General features: G+C 32.8%; 10 protein-coding genes. 1 reads left to right on the forward strand and 9 read right to left on the reverse strand.

From position 1 onward, the window contains the following. Window positions 1-53 precede the first annotated feature (53 nt). A complete protein-coding gene (locus ACYX4H_RS03355) occupies window positions 54-1334 on the forward strand; it encodes a Pycsar system effector family protein (RefSeq protein WP_476237793.1) in 1281 nt (426 codons plus the stop codon). On the opposite strand, the gene ACYX4H_RS03360 is transcribed toward ACYX4H_RS03355, so the two are convergent. The 9 genes from ACYX4H_RS03360 to ACYX4H_RS03400 form a co-directional block, all read right to left on the reverse strand. After that, entirely contained in the window at window positions 1331-3709 is a 2379-nt protein-coding gene (locus ACYX4H_RS03360) for a GAF domain-containing protein (RefSeq protein WP_476237794.1), read from the reverse strand. The genes ACYX4H_RS03355 and ACYX4H_RS03360 overlap by 4 nt on opposite strands. A gap of 119 nt (window positions 3710-3828) precedes the next feature. Beyond that, window positions 3829-5703 carry an alpha-amylase family protein gene (locus ACYX4H_RS03365; protein WP_476237795.1) on the reverse strand — a complete coding sequence of 625 codons (1875 nt, stop codon included), beginning with the start codon at window positions 5701-5703 and terminating at the stop codon, window positions 3829-3831. Window positions 5704-5722: 19 nt separating this feature from the next. After that, window positions 5723-6679 carry an alpha/beta hydrolase gene (locus ACYX4H_RS03370; protein ID WP_476237796.1) on the reverse strand — a complete coding sequence of 319 codons (957 nt, stop codon included), beginning with the start codon at window positions 6677-6679 and terminating at the stop codon, window positions 5723-5725. A 3-nt stretch (window positions 6680-6682) separates the two neighbouring features. Beyond that, the gene (locus ACYX4H_RS03375) at window positions 6683-8623 is read right to left on the reverse strand and encodes a glycoside hydrolase family 13 protein (RefSeq protein WP_476237797.1); all 1941 of its coding nucleotides are present in this window, start codon (window positions 8621-8623) and stop codon (window positions 6683-6685) included. Between the two features lie 8 nt (window positions 8624-8631). Further along, complete coding sequence (locus tag ACYX4H_RS03380; RefSeq protein ID WP_476237798.1) at window positions 8632-10746, reverse strand: glycoside hydrolase family 97 protein; 2115 nt, start codon at window positions 10744-10746, stop codon at window positions 8632-8634. A 13-nt stretch (window positions 10747-10759) separates the two neighbouring features. Beyond that, window positions 10760-13069 (reverse strand): glycoside hydrolase family 65 protein, encoded by a 2310-nt coding sequence (locus ACYX4H_RS03385; RefSeq protein ID WP_476237799.1) that lies wholly within the window; start codon window positions 13067-13069, stop codon window positions 10760-10762. Window positions 13070-13076: 7 nt separating this feature from the next. After that, entirely contained in the window at window positions 13077-13736 is a 660-nt protein-coding gene (gene pgmB, locus ACYX4H_RS03390; protein ID WP_476237800.1) for a beta-phosphoglucomutase, read from the reverse strand. Then, on the reverse strand, window positions 13729-15105 hold the full coding sequence (locus ACYX4H_RS03395; RefSeq protein WP_476237802.1) for an MFS transporter: 1377 nt from the start codon (window positions 15103-15105) through the stop codon (window positions 13729-13731). The genes pgmB and ACYX4H_RS03395 overlap by 8 nt, the downstream gene beginning before the upstream one ends. A gap of 132 nt (window positions 15106-15237) precedes the next feature. Then, window positions 15238-16311 carry a LacI family DNA-binding transcriptional regulator gene (locus ACYX4H_RS03400; protein WP_476237803.1) on the reverse strand — a complete coding sequence of 358 codons (1074 nt, stop codon included), beginning with the start codon at window positions 16309-16311 and terminating at the stop codon, window positions 15238-15240. Window positions 16312-16432: the final 121 nt, after the last annotated feature.

Consider the following 16432-nt stretch of genomic DNA (forward strand, 5'->3'; position numbering starts at 1 on the left):
GAAAAATTACACATAAATTTTAGTACTTTGTGGTTAAAATTCAACTTATTTTTATGTCGAAATTAATTGAAAACACTGAAAAATTTGTATTTGATTTGTTAAAAAACGAATTAGATCAAAGTTTTTTATATCATAATTATACGCATACAGAACGTGTTTTAAGAAGCACTAGAGAAATTATTGAAAACACCGATGTAAGCAAAAAAGATGCTGAAATACTTGAGCTTGCCGCCTTATTACATGACACAGGCTACACAAAAACAAGAGATGACCACGAAGAAGAAAGCGTTAAAATAGCTACTGATTTTTTAAAAGAACAAGGTGCTGATGAAAAAGTAGTAACAGCAGTTAATGCCTGTATAATGGCTACCAAGTTTAAAGATTCTCCAAAAACGGAATTAGACAAAATTATACGTGATGCTGATGCTTCTCACTTTGGAAAAAAGTATTTTGATGAGGCTAGTGAGTTTTTACGCAAAGAATTAGAATTACAAGGTATTGCCGATTATTCTCCTATTGAATGGGAAAATGAAAACATAAAAGTACTTACAGAAAAACATGAATTTTATACCGATTACGCTTTAAAAAACTGGCAACCTAGAAAAGAAAAAAACTTAGCTAACCTTATAAAATCTAAGAAAAAACGTAAAACGAAATTAAAAACCGAAGAAATAAAAGCCAAATACAAGGCACAGTACAAAAATGAAAGTCCGGAACGCGGTATTCAAACATTTTATCGTGTTGCGTTACGAAACCATATAAAACTTAGTGATATTGCAGATACTAAAGCCAACATTTTACTATCTGTTAATGCCATTATTATTTCATTGGTTTTGGCTAATTTAATTTCAAAATTAGATACCAACCCGTATTTGGTTTGGCCTACTGCTATTTTTACGTTATCATGTGTTATTTCTATGGTTTTATCAATTATAGCTACAAGGCCAAATATTACTAGTGGCGAGTTTACAAAAGAAGATGTAGCCAACAAAAATGTAAACCTTACGTTTTTTGGAAATTTCCATAAAATGAGTTTAGAGGAATATGATTGGGCCGTAAAAGAACTTATAAAAGATAAAGATTATGTTTACAGCTCATTAACAAAAGACCTGTACTTTTTAGGAAAAGTTTTAGAGCGTAAATACCGTATTTTACGTATTACTTACACTATTTTTATGATAGGTATGATTGTATCTGTACTATCATTTGGTTTAGCTTTGAAAAAAAATAATAAAGATCTTGAGGATGTTTTACCAGAAGGCACTACAGAGACTTTAATAAACTCTAATTATAAAGAAAAATTGAATGAAATTAAGACTTATAAACTAGTTTAAGCCTTAATTTCATTCATTAAATCATCATATGAATAAAACGTATTTTCGTTTTCACGTTTTTGGTAATTCATACTAACTCTAATAGCTTTTAAACCTGTTACACCTTGTAAATCTTCTAACTCTACTATTTCAACATCATTTGAAAATAGGTTTTTAGATTGCATAAAGCTAATGTATTTTAAATACTCTATTTCATCTTCTTTTTGTGAATAGATAATAGTCATTTTACCTTTAGCTGTAACGCGCTCTTCTGTACCTTTAATAAAGGCTTTATCAACACGCTTTTTTACTACTTCATAACGTGCGTTGTAAGTACCATCTACATCAAATTGTTTTTCATCCATTCTAAATCTAATAGATAATGGCTGATTAAACACCAAAATCATTGAGGCAACATCTAAACCAATTGGATATTCGTTTTGGTTTTGGTAAAAACTATTTTCCATTTCGTACATTACTTGCAATTGCCAAAGCCTTAAGTTGTACAAATAAATAGTATTAAAACTATCTTCTTTTGTAATAGACTCACCAATATACATGTTGTGCTCTACACCATCAGTTTTAAAACGCTCAAAAAAGTGCGGATACATGTTTTGCGCTTCTACTTGTTTTTCATCAAGTAATGCAGACATGTTTTTGTTTATTAAAGCAATGGTATCATCGTAATTTTTTCTGTAGTAATAAATAACACCAAGGTTGGTATCAACTTTACTAAAATAATCTTCAATTTCTTCTTTAGCAAAATGCTTTTTTTCTAAAAAGAAAATAAATAAAGGCTCTATTTCTTCTTTGAAGAAACGTGTTAATTGTTGTTCTGTATCAACTTTAAAATCGGTTTTAATAGCAGCATCAAAACTTGCTATTTGAAACTTAAGCTGCTCGTATACCGGTAATTTTTCATTAGCCGGAATCACATCCAAAATCTTATCTACAAGCGTTAATTGTAGTGCTAAATCTTTTTGTGTAGCATGGTTTCTGGCATCTGATGATCCTTTAACATCTATTTGTCCGTAAAGCGGATACACGCCATCAAAAGCAATTTTTTTAAACCTTGCTTGCTGACCTAACATGTCTTTTTTAATAAACTCTTTGGCTTCTTTTGCAAAACGCCAATGTACACTTGGGTGAATAGATGTACATTCTTTTTGTATTACAGCTTCTATTAAATTTTCTTCTTCAGCTTTTGATCGTTCTACTGCAGATACAATGTAAGGCATAATATCAACCAATTTATTGGCATTAATACTGTTTAACACCTTTGCTTTGTTTGATACAATTTCAATAACACCCATAAGACCGCTTTCATTGGCTATAGGCGCAAAAATGGCGCTTTTTATTCCTTGGTCATATAGTTTTTTTATGTGCGGTAATTTACCTTCTTCTTTTGTATAAAGCTTCTCAATATTTGATATTGAAACATTTTTATGTTCGTTAATTATGCGGTTATAAGACCAATTACACAGTGCCGTTTTGCAGTTTTCTTTTTCAATATTACCCAATAAATAACTACTAGCTTTAACACCGTAAACATGCTCAAAACTATTTTCCTCTTGGTTATAAATTGAAAAGCCTACTTTTATGTCATTTATACCTAATAATGAACGGAAAATTTCATAAAAGCTTTCCATGAAACTTTCATCTTTATTACCGTCATCTCTAATAAGTGTAGATTTTATATTTGATATAGATTGATCATCTGTAACATCAAATATGTTTGAAATTACAAAACCTTCAAATAGATAGCTATTTGGCGGAAATTTTTCTTTCCAAAGTTCTAAATTATCAAAGTTATCAAGTAATTCTTCGTAGTCTTCTTTAGTAATTTTAGGCCCTGTTCCTGTGGGTTTAATTTCACAAAAATCGGCATTATACATTATTTTATAATAACGGGTTATACCGTTTGCATCTGGAATTTCATAGTATAATGGCCGCTTAAAGTTTATATCATAACCATAACAAAAGTTTAAAATTATGGTACATGCTATAATATACCTGTAATCTTCAGGCATATTTTTTATTTGAAGCTCAAAACTATTACCTGCAGTTTTTATGATATTTTTAAACCTTTCAGATTTATTAAAAATTAAATCATGAAATGGTACTGACGCTGTTTTAATTTCGTTTTTAGTTAGAATAGGGCTAAAGGAATCTTGTAAAATAATGCCAATTTCCTTTTTTCTTTCTTCTAAAATTTTTGTTTCAGTAAAGCCTTCACGTAATACAGGATAAGCTTTTGCTGTGTTTAAAACGCGTTTAGCTTTGGCCACAATAAACTCATCGTCATGCTTTAGCAAGTCTTCATAATACTGAAGTAACTTGTTAAAACTCACCTTTAGAATTAAGGGAGATTCTATGTTGTCATTTATATCTATCATGTTAAGCGTCTTGTGCTGCAAATTTACAAATATTTAACTTAGTCGTTAAACACAAGACATCATAACATAAAAAAAGTTACACTTTTTAGGCAATATTTTATTTCGGAGTACGTTTAACTCTATTTTTCCACTTTTAAAATAAAGGATTCTAAGGGATTAAGTTTTACATGTAATTCACCATTTAAATTTTCAACTTTTAAAGTTGTTTCAAATTTATTGTATAATACATCATGCATTTTATAACTTCCATTTTTAAGTTGCAATGTTTTTACAATGTTCTGCGAAATTTTTAAGTTAAATTCTGAAGTATTTTCAGCATCAAAATTTGTTACTATCAATAATGTTTCATCATTACTCCATCGTAAATACGATAGTACTTTATCTGAATAATTTTCGGTATATTTTCTGTTATAAATATGAAGATCTTGATAATTACCTGCCAAAGCAACATTAGAAATGGTGATGTTTAATAAACGTTTATAAAAATCTCTGAGGCTTTTTTCTTCTTTAGTAAGTTGACCGCCATCAAATTGTTTATTATTTACCCAACGTTGGTGGGCTGGCACGCCTATATAATCGAAAATTGAAGTTCGTGATGGCTGCCCAAAACCTGCGTGTTCACTACCATCTTCACCAACTTCTTGCCCAAAATACACCATAGTTGGCGCTGTACTTATGGTTGCAGAAACCACCATAGCTGGTTTACCTTTTTCTGCATTTCCTGCAAATTCAGGGCTTGCAATACGTTGCTCATCATGGTTCTCTAGAAAATGAAGCATGTGGTGTTCAATATCCTTTAAACTATCTTGTATTGGCGGTATATTGTCTGTTTTCCCATGGCCTTGCATAATATGTTTAATGGTATCATATAATTGCACCTTATCATACAAATAGTCCATTTTTCCTTTTTTAATGTAATCTCTGTACAATTTGGGGTTGTATACTTCTGCCAAAAGAAAAGCATCAGGATTTTCGGTTTTTATATGTGAATTCATATAACTCCAAAACTCAACAGGTACCATTTCTGCCATATCAAATCTAAAGCCATCAACCCCTAAGTGTGTCCAATACAGGGCAATATCTTTAAATTTTATCCATGAATTTGGCACCGTTTTATCTTGCCAAAATTCGAAATGCGCTTTATAATCTTTATTTTCAAATCCACTGGGAAGTGTACCGAAATCTTTACTTCCATCGGGTTTTATACCGTAATTCACTTTTACAGTTTCGTACCAATCGTTCATGTTAGGTTGTGATAAACGCGACCCGTTACCAGTCCATTTTGCAGGTTGCTCGTCAAACAAACCATCTTCTAACGGATGAGAATAATCACCTAAAGGCGAATAACCGTTTTCCCAAGTTGGCACTTTAAATGATTCATCTGGATTATAGTAAAAGTTATTATTTACGTGATATGTTACCGTTTTATCATCATTGGCTCCAAAGTCTTCTACACCTTTTGGGTTTGTTAGGCTTTTATAATTTCTAGCAACATGGTTTGGCACAATATCAATTATTGCTTTTAACCCAGATTTGTGTGTGCGTTCTAGTAAAGCTTTAAATTCTTCTAATCTATTTTCAACATTCACCGCCAAATCAGGGTTTACGTTGTAATAATCTTTCACCGCATAAGGTGAACCTGCTCTACCTTTAACCACATCAGGATCATCGTTTTCTATACCAAATGCTGTATAATCTGTAATAACATTATGATGCGGCACTCCGGTATACCAAATATGAGTAACACCTAAGTTTTTTATTTCTGTTAAGGCCTTTTCTGTAAAGTCGTTAAACTTGCCAACACCGTTTTCCTCAATGGTTCCCCAAGGTTTATTGGTGGTGTTTGTGTTACCAAAAAGCCTACTAAAGACCTGATAAACAACATATTTTTCTTTCAATACTATGTTTTTTTTTGATAATTCTGCTTTATCATTTTTGCAGCAAAACACACACAAAAACGACAATAAACATACTAAAAATACTACTTTTTTCATAAGTATTTATTATTGAAATTTATTTTTTTAGCAGAAATGTAAGCGGCTCGTTTAAGCGTTTATTCCAAGAATTTTCACTATGGTCTGTGCCTTCAAATTTTAAATTTTTATAGTTTGAAGATGTATAGCCGTTATTAAAAAAAATACTATCTACGGTTAAAGCGTATTGTGGATAGTGTGCATCTAAAGTTTCTGTACCATAATCAAAATACACTTTATGATTTTTAGCATTGGGCACATGCTTTTTTAAATATGAAAAAATAGCTTTTGGTAACGGATTTTCTTCTATTGGGGCAGCACCTGGCCAATGTGTAGACATACATGCAGCACCACCAAAAACTTCAGGATATTCGCAAATAGCATACATACTCATTAATCCACCCATGCTTGATCCTGCTACAAAAGTATGCTCCGTAGTTTTTAATGTTGCGTATTGGCTATCAATAAAAGGCTTTAATTCATTAACTAAAAACTTCAGATAATTATCACCCGATAAATCACTTGTTTGTTTAATTTCATTTCTTTGATTAGAAATCAATGTTTTTTCTTCATCATTTAAATTAGAAAAAGCTTTTTCAGGAAATAAATCTTGCCAACGTATTTCAGGAATATTGTAAATGGCAACAACAATAAAATCTTGAGTTACGCCCTCATTTTGAAGTTTACTTGCCCACTCATCAACCATCCATTCTTGCTTATTCCAGGTAGTTGAGGCATCAAATAACATTTGCCCATCGTGCATGTAAAGCACCTCATATGTTTTATTTGAAGAATAACTATTAGGTAACCAAACATCAACTGTTCTTGGTTTAATCAAATTGGTTTTAAAATTGGTGTAACGCTCTAAATATCCACCAGTAATATTTTTGGTTATTATAACTGGTTTCATATGCTTTTTTTCTGTTGCTTGCTTCGGTTCGTTTTTACAAGTGGTAAAAAGTAAAAGGAAGCTAAGTAATGCTATTAATTTTTTCATAAGTTATAATTTTGAACTGAAAATAAAGCTTCCTTTTTCGTTTAATTCTAAAACATCATTCCACATAAAAGTTTGGTTTGATATAATATTTTTAAGTGTTTTACCTTGCAAACCTATTTCTTTAAACCTTTGTAAATCAAGAATTGTTTTACCTTCATTTTTATTTATTACATGCATTACAACCTCGCTTTCAAAAATTCTAAAAAGTACGTAAACTCCATTTTGAGGTGCAAAATGAATGGTTTTACCCTTATGAATAGCTTTACTATTTTTTCTGAAATTTAAAAGTGTTTTAAGGTAGTTTTGCATGTCTTTTTGAGCATTGGTTAAACCTTCACCAGTAAATGCATTAACAGTATCGGTATCCCATCCACCAGGGAAATCTCCTCGAAGTAAACCGTGGTCTCCTGGTTTATCAAAATCATTCATTAAAATTTCGGTACCATAGTAAATTTGTGGGGTACGAGGTACTATTAAAATGGTACTTAGCGCCATTTTTGTATTGATTATATCACCATTTAACTGGGTAAAAATACGACTCATATCATGGTTGTCATTAAAAATCATGATATCATTGGGTCTTGTATAAGCAAAATCATTTGCTAAACCTTCGTAAATTTTAACCAAACCACGATCCCAAGACTCTTCTTCTTTTAAAGCTTCAGTAATTTTGGCTTGCATTGCAAAATCCATGGTTGATTTTAGGTTAGAATCATAACCATCGTTATTTTCATGTCCGTCTTGCCAATATGCAATTAGCAATGGGTTGTAGCTCCACTCTTCGCCTACAATATTAAAATTAGGATACTCTGCCATTATAGCGCCTGCCCAATCACTCATAAATTCTTTATCAGGATATGGGTATGTGTCTTGACGAATACCACCAAGTTCTAAAGTTTCTACCCACCAAATACTATTTTGAATTAAATAGGTTGCTAAAAATGGATTTTTCTGATTTAAATCGGGCATTGTTGGCACAAACCAGCCTTCATTCATAGCTGCTTTATCGCTTTTAGAGGCATATATATCTTGATTAGCTGTTCTGCGGTGATTTGAATTGAATAGACTTTCTTTGTTATTAAGAAATGTTTCTTGCTGATTCACCCAATTATTAAAAGGCAAATCTTTCATCCACCAGTGTTCAGATCCGCAATGATTTGCCACTTGATCCATGATTAATTTCATGCCACGTTCTTGCGCCTTTTTTGATAGATTGATGTATTCATCTAAAGTACCAAAACGCGGATCTACCTGATAAAAATTAGTCATTGCATACCCATGATATGATGAGCTTTGCATATCATTAGTTAACAACGGGCAAGGCCAAATGGCTGTAAAACCCATTTTCTCAATATAATCTAAATGTTTAGTTATGCCAGCAATATCGCCACCATGCCTACCATAATCATTGGTTCTATCAACAGTTTTTTCTAATAATTGTGAATTTACATCATTGGCTGTGTTACCGTTGGCAAACCTATCGGGCGTAATTAAATACACCGCATCGCTACTGCTAAAACCTACAAAATCTTCGGCTGCCTTGGTGCGCTCTTTTAACTCGTAAGTGTAAACCAAATCGGTTTTATTTTCTTCGGTAAAAACTAAATTGAATTTACCAGCAGGTGTGTTTTCTTCAATAATTAAGTCTATAAATAGATAATTTGGACTATCTGCTTTGTGTGTTTTTTTTATGGAAACACCCGGATATGAAATATGAGGTGTTGTTTTTGAAATATTTGGATGTTTTACCAACAACTGTAATGCATTGTTTTTAAAACCAACCCACCAATTTAAAGGCTCTACACGTTCAATATCGTGTTTTTCAACATCTATTACAGGTGCTTTTTTAACAGCTATACTACTTTCATTTTTGCATGAAACAGCAAACACCGTTAAAAATAATATGACCCATTGCATTTTATTTTTACTGAATATAAGACTCATAATTTTATTTATTTTATTTCGGAAATACTAATAGCGTAACCGCCTCCAGGAACCGATAACAACGATAGTTTAGTTTTACTAGTTACCTTTTTTGTTGAAATTTTATAGGCTTGCGGATTGGTTTTATAATGGGCATCTTTAGCATCGGCATAAATAGTAGCCATGTACTTTTTGCCTTTTTCTAAAAAATCTAACTTAATGGAAGATGTTCTAGCTTTTTCACCATTTACATTACCCACAAACCAGTTATTACTTCCTTTTTCTTTTCGTGCTACGGTAATGTATTGCCCAGGTTCTGCCTCTAAATACTTACTTTCATCCCAATCTACAGCAACGTCTTTTATAAACTGAAAAGCATCCATAAAACGTTGGTAGTTTTCGGGTAAATCGGCTGCCATTTGTAATGGGCTATACATGGTAACATACAAGGCTAATTGATTAGCAATGGTGCTATTTACATGCGAATTATTGTTGGGATTTAATTTGCTAATATCCATTTCAAAAATGCCCGGTGTATAATCCATTGGTCCGCCAATTAAACGTGTAAAAGGCAATACCGTAACATGGTTTGGTTTAGAACCACCAAAGGCTTGGAACTCGGTTCCTCTTGCCGATTCGTTACCAATTAAATTGGGGTATGTTCTGCAAATTCCTGTTGGCCTAACAGCTTCATGAGCATTTATCATTATTTGATAATCGGCTGCTTTTTCAAGTGCGTATTGATAATGGTTAACAACCCACTGGCTGTAATGACGCTCTCCACGAGGTAAAATATTACCAACGTAGCCGCTTTTTACAGCATTGTATCCGTTATCTTTCATAAATTGATATGCTTTGTCCATGTGGCGCTCATAATTTCTTGTAGAACCAGAAGTTTCATGATGCATAATCATTTTAACATTTTTAGATTTTGCATACGCGTGAATTTCTTCAACATCAAAATCTGGGTAGGGTGTTACAAAATCAAACACGTAATCTTTAGATTTACCAAACCAATCTTCCCAACCTTCATTCCATCCTTCAACTAACAAACCATCAAAACCATGTTCTGAAGCAAAATCTATATAACGTTTCACATTCTCGTTATTGGCTGCATGTTTTCCGTTGGGTTTAACCTTACTGTAATCTGTAATTCCTAATTGTACCGCAGGCAAATCATCTGTATAAGCCCAACTGCTTTTTCCGGTAATCATTTCCCACCAAACACCCATATATTTTACAGGTTTTATCCATGATGTATCTTCTATAGCGCAAGGTTCATTTAAATTTAGGGTTAATTTTGATGCTAAAATATTGCGAGCATCATCACTAACCATAACGGTTCGCCATGGCGAGGTACATGGTGCTTGTAAATAACCTTTATTGCCTTGCGCATCTGGTGTTAAATGTGATTCAAAAACTAAATTTTCATCATCTAATTCTAAATGCATGCATGAATAATTGATTAACGCTGCTTCATGTAAGTTGATGTATAAACCATCACTTGACTTCATCATTAACGATGTTTGAACACCTGTTTTAGAGAATTGTTCTTGTGATGCATTATGTGTTACTGCAGTATCAAAAAGTTCGCGAATTTCAGATAATTTACTTTCGGTATAATCATACTCCTGAGAATCATAATCTCCGGGTAGCCAAAATGCGGTATGATTACCTGCCATAGCAAATTGCGTACGCTCTTCTTTTATAACAAAATACACCAATTCGGTTTGTTCAGGAAACTCATAACGAAAGCCTAAACCATCATTAAACAACCTAAAACGTAAGGTCATTTTTCTGTTGGTTTCGTTTTGTTTTAAAGCTACTGCTAACTCGTTATAATTATTTTGAATTTCGTTTTGTTCACCCCAAACTGGCTGCCAAGTATTATTAAATGTAGCTTGTTCTGTTGTAACAACCACAAAATCGTTTAACAAAGATTTTTCGTCATCTTTCAGCTCTAACCCTAATGTACTTTGCTTAATAACCACTTTGTTTTTAAAGCTTAATTTGTACGTTGGCACACCGTTACCTTGCATGCTAAAAGTCATAATTAACTCTCCGTTAGGCGATTTTAACTCTTGTGCATTTAAGGTTATGGTAGCTACAAAAAAGAGTGTTAATAAAATTGCAATTTGTTTCATTACCTGTATTTTTTTAATTTGATGTTTGAAGCGCCTTTGGTTTAACCGTTTGTGGTTTGCCATCTACACAAATATTAAGTGCGTTACCGCTTACCATTTCAAAGGTTGTTTGAGTTTGCGTTACATTTACTTTTATTATATGATTTCTAAAATTAACTTTAAACGAAAATGCTTCCCATTGCTTTGGAATTTTAGGCTCAAAATGAAGGGTGTTATTTTTAACACGCATACCACCAAAACCTTCAACAATACTCATCCAAGTACCCGCCATACTTGTAATATGTAAGCCTTCATGAACTTCTTTATTATAATCATCTAAATCTAAACGCGAGGTTCTTAAATAGAAGGTGTAAGCCTGCTCCATTCTACCTAATTTTGCGGCTTGAATACTGTGTACACATGGTGATAATGAACTTTCGTGTACTGTAAAAGGCTCATAAAAATCGAAATGACGTTGTAAATCTTCGGTAGAAAATTGATCTTCAAAAAAGTAGAAACCTTGTAATACATCGGCTTGTTTAATGTAAGGTGAACGTAAAATTCTGTCCCAAGACCAATATTGGTTTAATGGACGTTCTTCTTTAGGTAAATTAGCCACTGTAATTAATGCTTTATCTAAAAAACCATCTTGTTGTAAAAATACATTGTGTTTTTCAGAATAAGGAAAATACATGTTATCTGCAACGGCTTTCCAAAGGGCAATTTCAGATTTAGTAAGTTTTACTTTTTCGGCAATTCTAACAAAATCATTATTATATTTTGAATCTACAATTTCTAAATTTTCAAGCGCATAATTAATACACCATTGCGCTAAATAGTTAGTGTACCAATTGTTATTTACGTTGTTTTCGTATTCGTTTGGTCCTGTAACGCCAAGAATAACGTATTTGTTTTTTTCAGTTGAAAAGTTAGCGCGTTGATGCCAAAAACGGGCAATACCAATTAAAACTTCCAATCCTTTTTCTGGAATGTAGCTATAATCTCCTGTGTAACGATGGTAATTATAAATAGCAAAAGCTATGGCGCCGTTACGATGAATTTCTTCAAAAGTAATTTCCCATTCGTTGTGGCACTCTTCACCATTCATGGTTACCATTGGATATAATGCTGCGCCATTTTTAAAGCCTAATTTTTCAGCATTTTCAATGGCTCTACCTAAGTGGTTATAACGATATTCTAATAAAGTTTTAGCAACACTTTGGTCTTTTGTTGCCATGTAAAACGGTATGCAATAGGCCTCGGTATCCCAGTAGGTACTACCACCATATTTTTCGCCTGTAAATCCTTTTGGCCCAATATTTAACCTAGAATCTGTACCTAAATACGTTTGGTTTAATTGAAAAATATTAAAACGAATACCTTGTTGCGCTTTAACATCGCCCTCAATAGTAATATCGGCACGTTCCCAAATGTTTGCCCAAGCTTCTTTTTGGTTATTTAAAAGCGCATTGAAACCTAAAGTTTGCGCTTTTTCTAAAACTTGTTTAGCGGCGGTAACTAAAGTATTTTTATCGTGGTTTCTATCAACAGTATAGCCTGCATATTTATTAATAGTACAAGTTTCGCCCTGTTTTACATTGGCTTTATATGAAAAGATAATTTTATTATTTTCAGTTTCAAGTGAAGGTTCTAAATTTAGCTCTTTTTCATTTACGCTAATTTGAGATTGCATAAAAGTACACACATGAAAATCGGTTTTCATGGTTCTTGCCTCAATAAATGCCTGCTCACCTTGATTGCTTACGTTTAAAACATCCCAAAACTTATCGTCCCAGTTTGTATCTTTATTAGTAATACCATTATCTAAATACGGTTTAAAAACTACCTCTGCATCTGCATTTAAAGGTGTTACGTTGTATTTAATAGCACCTAATTCATCTAATGTTAAACTTAAAAAACGTAGGCTTTCAACTTTTACCTTTATATTATTAGGTAAGGTTGCGGTAAACGTTCTTGCTAACCACCCTTCTTTCATGTTAAGCTCACGCTTAAAATCTTCAACCTTTGTACAAGTATTCAAATCTAAAGTTTCGCCGTTAATTTCAACGCCTATTCCAATCCAATTTGGTGCATTTAAAACTTTAGCAAAGTACTCTGGATAGCCATTTTTCCACCAACCTACGCGGGTTTTATCGGGATAATAAACACCCGCAATATAGCTACCTTGAAAGGTTTGCCCTGAATAGCTTTCTTCAAAATTAGCACGTTGCCCCATAGCACCATTACCAATACTAAACAAACTCTCTGAGGCCTCTACTCTACTGGCATCAAAACCTTCTTCTATGATAGACCAGCTATTTGGTTTTATATAATCTTGATTCATTTTTCTTTCAATTTAATGTCATTAACGTTTCAAAAAAACGTTCTGAAATTTCGGTTAAGTTGTTTACGTTATAATCTGCCTGGTTTAGTGTTTTTTTATCTCCAACACCAACTGCAAACATGCCTGCATTTTTAGCTGCTTCAATACCTGCAATGGCATCTTCAAAAACCACACAGTGTTCTGGTTTTATATTGAGTTTTTCGGCCCCTATTAAAAACACCTCAGGATCTGGTTTTGCTTTACTAACACTGTTACCATCTACAATGGCTGCAAACCTATTGTACAAACCTATTTGCTTTAAAATTAATGGCGCGTTTTTACTTGCAGAACCTAACACGTATTTTATTCCTTTTTCATCTAAATAATTTAAAAGTTTATTTACACCTGGTAGAATTTCATCTGCAGTCATTTTTGTAATAAACTCTAAATAATCTTCATTTTTACTTACCAAATACGCTTGTTTTTGTGCTTCGGAAATGGTTTTGTTTCCAACTTCTAAAAGAATTTCTAAAGAACGCACTCTACTTACGCCCTTTAAAAGCTCATTATGTGTTTCGGTAAACTCAAAGCCTAAACTATCGGCTAATTTTTTCCAAGCTAAAAAATGGTATTTGGCAGTATCTACTATAACGCCGTCTAAATCGAATATTACACCTATATTATTCATTTTCTGTTTGATATGATATGGCAGATTTGTTGGTTATTAAAAAGTTACATAAACCTGCTACAATTAAACTCATTCCTGCAACTAGCATTGCATTTATTGCTTCTTCACCTAGTAATCCTGAAATAAAATTAATACCGCCTAAAGCTGCTATTATTTGTGGTATTACAATAAACATGTTAAAAATACCCATAAACATGCCCATTTTTTTGGGGTCTACAGAGCTTGATAACATGGCGTAAGGCATAGATAATATACTACCCCACGAAACACCAATAAGTACAAAGCAATATTTTAAGTAATCTGGATTATTAATAAAGTACATTAAGATGAACCCTAAACCACCCAACATGAGTGATATCATGTGAACGTATTTACGATTTATGGTTCGTTTTGATGTGTAAAAGGTTAACAACAAGGCAAAAGCCATAGATGACAACCCATAAATACCCATGGCAGACCCCACTAAATTTGATGCTTTTTGAAACGCCGTATTAGCAATGTTAAAAGCTTCTTTTTCTGCTGAAATTTCCATGTTAAAATTAGCTTCAACTGGTGCCGGCGCATTAAACACATGCTCTGTTAGTGCAGGGTTAGCTAAACTCCACATGGTAAAAAAAGCAAACCATGAAAAAAACTGAATAACTCCAAGACGTTTCATTGTTTTGGGCATTTTCCCTATGTTTTCAGTAATATCTTTTATAAATCTGCTTTTTTGTTCTTTTTCCTTTTGAAATGCCTCTAGGTCTTCTGGCGGATATTCGCTTGTAGTAAAAATGGTGTACAATACGCTTAATAGAAAAACAAAGCCACCAATTGCAAAGGCTACTTTAACAGACATAGGAACAACACCTTGTGGAGCCGCATCACTATAACCAAGTTGCGATACCATCCAAGGTAAATTACTTGCCACCCAAGTGCCAATACCAATAATTAAAGTTTGCACAACAAAACCGTATGACCTTTGCGACTCGGGTAACTTATCGGCTACCAAGGCTCTAAATGGCTCCATAGAGATGTTTATAGATGCATCTAACACCCATAGAAAACCAGCGGCTACCCACAATGCAGGTGAATGCGGTACAAAAAATAAAGCTATTGAGCTTAAAATAGCCCCAATTAAAAAATAAGGCCTACGCCTACCAAGCTTAGAATGCCACGTTCTATCACTTAAATAACCTACTATGGGTTGTACCAACAAACCTGTTAAAGGTGCAGCAATCCATAGTAATGGAATATCATCATGATTAGCTCCTAATGTTTGAAAAATGCGAGACATAAAGCCTCCTTGCAGTGCAAAACCGAATTGAATTCCTAAGAAACCGAAACTCATGTTCCAAATTTCCCAGAAACTTAACTTACGCTTTTCCATTAAATAGTATGTTAAAATTAATACTATTTGATAAGCGATATGTACTTATCAAAACTTATGTGAGAAGTGAAAATATAAGTTTTGAATTTGGGTCAAAGATAAATAAAAGTTTTTAAATTACTATAAAAAAATTTATTTAGTAGATTCTCTTTCAATGATTTCTGTTTCAATTACTAGTTTTATAAAATCTTTTTTGGGCTCATTACTAGCCAAATACGATGGCTGATCATAATCCATTGCCTCTAATCTATCTATTAATAAATTGGCGGATTGTTCACCAATTTTTTGCCCATGTTGGCTCACTGTAGATAAACTTGGTGTTGCGTGTTTAGACAAAACACCATCGGTAAAGCCAATGACTTGCATATCTTCAGGAATAGTTAATCCTAATTTTCGAGCCACTTTCATAGCTGTAACTGCATACAGCTCATTTACAGCAAACAAACCATCAATTTTAGGATTTGTTTTAAAAAATTGTTCAATTTCATTTTCTAAAACTTCAATATGATTTTCAACATCTAGTTTATCATCAATTTTTAAAATCAAGTTAGGGTTTGCTTCAATATTATTATTTTTTAAAGCCTCTAAATACCCCTGCGTTCTTAATCTTCCAACGCTTATATAATCCATAGTAGTAATAAGCGCTATATTTTTGCATTTATTTGCAATAAGTTTCTCTACAGCTTTTATAGCGCCTTTAAAATCGTCTACAATAACTTTATCACAATCTACCTCATCTACAACCCTATCAAACATAACAATTGGTATTCCTTGATCTATGGTAGCATTAAAATGATGGTAATCTTGCTTAAGCATTGTTTCCTTAGATATTGATAAAATAAAACCATCTATACTGCCTCCGGCAAGCATTTCCATATTTATAATTTCTTTAGTAAACGACTCGTTAGATAGCCCCACAATTACGTTATAACCACGCCTATTGGCCACACGCTCAATACCTCGAATTACCGTAGAAAAAAAATGATGAACAATTTCTGGAATTAAAATACCAATGGTTTTAGTTTTTCGGTTTTTTAAACTTAAAGCAATATTATTGGGCCTGTAGTTGTATAATTTTGCAAAGGCTTGAATTTTTTGCTTAGTATCTTCACTAATTTCTTTGCTATCACTTAAGGCTTTTGAAACTGTAGAGACCGATACATCTAACTCTTTTGCTATTTGTTTTAGGGTAATTTTTCTTTTCATTTAGTTTAAAAACACTATTTAGTTGTTATAGTAAAGGTACACAAAAACACCTTGTTAGCAATATTTAAAATATGCGAAATAACCAAAATATAGCTTTTAAAATTAAAAGTTATCAACACGA

Source organism: Seonamhaeicola sp. ABD4_340 (genome assembly GCF_056312135.1).

Coding starts and splice junctions, on each gene's coding strand:
- ACYX4H_RS03355 (WP_476237793.1), top strand. CDS start 54: ATGTCGAAATTAATTGAAAACACTGAAAAATTTGTATTTGATTTGTTA.
- ACYX4H_RS03360 (WP_476237794.1), bottom strand. CDS start 3,709: ATGATAGATATAAATGACAACATAGAATCTCCCTTAATTCTAAAGGTG.
- ACYX4H_RS03365 (WP_476237795.1), bottom strand. CDS start 5,703: ATGAAAAAAGTAGTATTTTTAGTATGTTTATTGTCGTTTTTGTGTGTG.
- ACYX4H_RS03370 (WP_476237796.1), bottom strand. CDS start 6,679: ATGAAAAAATTAATAGCATTACTTAGCTTCCTTTTACTTTTTACCACT.
- ACYX4H_RS03375 (WP_476237797.1), bottom strand. CDS start 8,623: ATGAGTCTTATATTCAGTAAAAATAAAATGCAATGGGTCATATTATTT.
- ACYX4H_RS03380 (WP_476237798.1), bottom strand. CDS start 10,746: ATGAAACAAATTGCAATTTTATTAACACTCTTTTTTGTAGCTACCATA.
- ACYX4H_RS03385 (WP_476237799.1), bottom strand. CDS start 13,069: ATGAATCAAGATTATATAAAACCAAATAGCTGGTCTATCATAGAAGAA.
- pgmB (WP_476237800.1), bottom strand. CDS start 13,736: ATGAATAATATAGGTGTAATATTCGATTTAGACGGCGTTATAGTAGAT.
- ACYX4H_RS03395 (WP_476237802.1), bottom strand. CDS start 15,105: ATGGAAAAGCGTAAGTTAAGTTTCTGGGAAATTTGGAACATGAGTTTC.
- ACYX4H_RS03400 (WP_476237803.1), bottom strand. CDS start 16,311: ATGAAAAGAAAAATTACCCTAAAACAAATAGCAAAAGAGTTAGATGTA.